The following is a 2,638-nucleotide window of genomic DNA, read 5'->3' on the forward strand; positions in this document are numbered from 1 at the left end:
TGTCGACCGTCGCGTAATTCCCCCGGGGTGTCCGTCACGTAATTCCGCCACCCGGTGGGCCTCGGTGTAGGTCTACCGGGTGGGTTTGGTGTTGTCTACTGGCGCGCTAGCGCCAGGTCTTTTTCGGGGTCGGTAGCTGGGTCCGTCCATCAGGATTTGGTGGCTGGTGTTGATCAACCGGTCGAGCAGCGATTCGGCGACGACGGGGTTGGGGAACAGGTTGTACCAGTCCTTGGGCGATCTGTTGGAGGTCAGGATGAGCGGCTTACCGTTGACGGCGCGGTCACTGATGAGTTCGTAGAGGTCGTCGGCGTGCATGGCGGTGTGCTCGCGCATGGCGAAGTCGTCGAGGATCAGCACCAACGGCTTGGTGTATTCGCGGATGCGTTGACCCCAGGTGCGATCGGCGTGGCCGCCGGCGAGATCGGAGAGCACGCGGGAGGTCTTGGCGAAGCGGACGTCGCCGCCGCGACGGGCCACGGCATGCCCAAGTGCTTGTGCCATATGGGTTTTCCCGACGCCAACGGGTCCGTAGAGGATGACGGATTCGGCGGCGTCGAGCCAGCGCAGTGCAGCGAGGTCGCGCAGCATCGCGGCCGGCAGTTTGGTGTTGGCGGTGAAGTCGAAGGATTCGAAGGTCGATTGTTCCTCGAAGCGGGCTCGGCGGATGCGCCGTGTCAGTGCTGCTGATTCGCGGCGGGCGATCTCGTCTTCGCAGAGCACTTGGAGGAAATCGAGGTGCCCGAGGGTGCCGTCGCGGGTCTGGGCCAGCCGGGCGTCGAGGGTTTCGAGCATGCCGGTGAGTTTGAGGGTGCGCAGCGCGTTGCGTAGTGCGGGGTCGAGGATGTTCATGGCGATGGGTTCTCCTGTGATGACTGGAATGTGTTGACTGACAGGGGGTTACCGACGTGAACTCAGGCCGTCTCGCCATCGGTGTCAAATGCTTGCGGGCCGCGCAGGTGGGCTGAGGCGTGGGGCGCGGTGGGTTCGGTGGTGCCGTCGAGTTCGGTGCCGGCGGCGAGGATGCCCTTGATGGTGCGGTAGCTCGGGTCGCCCACGGTGATCGCCCGCGCGCAGGCCGCCTCCAGACGCGGATCGCCGACGGTCTTGCGCAACGCCAACACCCCCTGGGCGCTGCGCAGCCGGTGGATGGCGTTGACGGCCATGAACTCGGCGATCACGTGGGTGCAGGCCGGTCCGACCTCGGCGGCCGCGCGGCGGCACCAGGTCGGGTTGCGCAGGGTGAAGGCGATCTTCTCCGGCGGGTAGTGCTCGAAGTCGGTGGCCCGCCCGCCGTGGTGGGTGACGTGGGTGGCCACGACGTCCCCGTCGTGCACGATCTGCACGACGTCACCGCAGGTGCGGGCATGGACTTGTTGGCCCATCAGGCGCCACGGCACCGAGTAGAGCGCTTTGCCGACCTTGACGTGGCAGTCGGTGGCGACCTTGCCCGTCGACCACACCGCGAGTGCGAACTCATTGCGCGGCAACGGTAGTAACGCGCGCTGTTCGACGGTGGAGAACACGAATCCGGGTTGTTGGCCGTCGAGGGCCCGAGAGTTTCGCGCCCCAGCCACTTCACGGCACCACACCACTGCCGCGGCCTGCATCTCCTCCAACGAGGTGAACTCGCGGCCGCGCCAGAACGAGTCCCGAACGTACTGCATCGGCCGCTCGACGCGTGGTTTGTCTTTCGGCTTGCTCGCCCGCGCCGGGTCGATCAGGCAGCGGTAGTGGGTGGCCAGTTCGGCGTAGGCCTTGTTGATCTTCGGGTCATACAGATCGGGCCGGGTGACACCGGTCTTCAGGTTGTCGGGGACCAGCCGGGCGGGGACGCCGCCGAAGAACTCGAATGCCGCCACATGCGAAGCGCACCAGGAGGATTGATGCATTCTGAGGACTGGTTGTACGAACAGGTGCCGCGAATGGGCCAGCACCATCACGAACGCCCAGACCGCGACGCGGCGGCCACTGACCGGATCGAACCACATCCCAAGGCGACCGTAGTCGATCTGCGCTTCGCTGCCCGCCGGCACCGGCCCGCGCGCCACGGTCACCTTCTCGCGTGTCGCCTCTTCGGACAGGTTCGCCGAAATCCACCTCCGTACTGAGGATTCCGACGCGGCAACGCCATGCTCATCGCGCAGCCGCTGCGCCACGGTCGCCGCACTCACCTCAGCTTTGAGCCAGTCACGGATCCGGTCGCGGTGCACCTCGATCCCCGGCCACGTCGTAGCCCGCAGACCCGGATCAGCGACCTCGGGAAACCACCGCCCGATGTGGCTCGCCCACTCGGTCTCGGTGACCTGCTCCCCGCCGGGAGTCAGGGACTCGGCGATCGCCGGCGCCAGATACTTCGCGATGGTCTTGCGGTCGATGCCCAAGCTCTCGGCGATCTGGCGCTGAGACCGACCCGCATGCCAATGGGTCAACAACTCGATCAGGTCGAACACGTCGAAACTTCTCCTCGCCATCGGCGCCCTTCCTCACGAGTCGATCCGTGAGTCGAGCGAACCTGTGTACGAGGCCCACAACCGGCTGCCACACCGCCCGGGTGGCGGAATTACGTGACAGACGAGGTGGGGGAATTCCGTGACGGACAACCCCTCAAGCTGGAGGAATTATGTGACCGCTGACA

At 65.9% G+C, this 2,638-nt stretch carries 2 protein-coding genes; both read right to left on the reverse strand.

All coding sequences use genetic code 11. From position 1 onward, the window contains the following. Positions 1–72 precede the first annotated feature (72 nt). Complete coding sequence (gene istB, locus SLQ30_RS32985; RefSeq protein ID WP_319451248.1) at positions 73–852, reverse strand: IS21-like element helper ATPase IstB; 780 nt, start codon at positions 850–852, stop codon at positions 73–75. 62 nt (positions 853–914) lie between these two features. Further along, positions 915–2,453: an IS21 family transposase gene (istA, locus tag SLQ30_RS32990; protein WP_319451249.1), complete on the reverse strand. Its 1,539-nt coding sequence runs from the start codon at positions 2,451–2,453 to the stop codon at positions 915–917. Positions 2,454–2,638 lie beyond the last annotated feature (185 nt).

Source organism: Mycobacterium sp. RTGN4 (assembly GCF_033804635.1).
Classification (GTDB): Bacteria; Actinomycetota; Actinomycetes; order Mycobacteriales; family Mycobacteriaceae; genus Mycobacterium.